Raw genomic sequence first — 792 nt, forward strand, 5'->3', positions numbered from 1 at the left:
CCAGCACCAAAGACAACCTCTCCCTGTATGCCAGGCTACCGTCTGGAGGGGAGATCCCCTCACCCCCAGCCCCTCTCCCTCAGGGAGAGGGGAGATGGGGATCCCTTGGGGTTGTTGAAGCCAGAGGCAGCGGCCATCAGAAGGTGAGCCGCTCCGGATCGTCGATGGTGATGAGCCAGTTGCCCACCTTGCGGAAGAGCGGGTTGGGCTCTGTCCCCCGTACCCGCGCCTCTACCCGGTAGATGCCGGCAGCGGAAGGGTTGCGCACATTGGAGAGCACCAAGCGGATCTCCTGGCCGGCGGCAATGGGTTGACGGGCCACCACCTCCAAAGAGCGAAACTCCTCGTCCCAATACACTTCCGCCAGCTCCACCGGCTTGCCCTCCACCTCTAGGCGTACATTCTGGGGATCGATGACGGCATCAAAGTTCCTGTCCGCGCTAATCTGCACCTCCGCCACCGCCACATCCTGCGGTGGGATCTTCAGGCGATAGCGATCCAGCCGACCACGAATGCCGCGAAAATCCAGCCGATAGCTGAGGACAGGTACCCCCTCGCTGCCCGTGATGACAAAGCCCGACTGCGCCTTTGCCAAAGGGGATAGCGCCCCTACCAACAAGCCTGCCAAAATCAGCCTCGTCCCCAGCCGGGCCAAGCGGAGGCCCCACGAACGCTTCACTGCTCTCAACACCCAAACCTCCCAAAAGACTTCGGCATAAGCACCGCTTCCTGCCGACCGAGCAGGCAGCAAGGCCATGAACATGGAATCGAGTTGCTGTCCATTGTAAGGGG

General features: G+C 61.9%; 1 protein-coding gene. It reads right to left on the reverse strand.

Annotation, left to right across the window (positions count from 1 at the left end; genetic code table 11):
* Positions 1-136 precede the first annotated feature (136 nt).
* A partial coding sequence (locus NW852_RS08660) for a DUF2808 domain-containing protein (protein ID WP_414426652.1) occupies positions 137-792 on the reverse strand: 656 nt, incomplete at its 5' end.

It is taken from the genome of Synechococcus sp. H60.1 (assembly GCF_047462335.1).
Classification (GTDB): domain Bacteria; phylum Cyanobacteriota; class Cyanobacteriia; order Thermostichales; family Thermostichaceae; genus Thermostichus.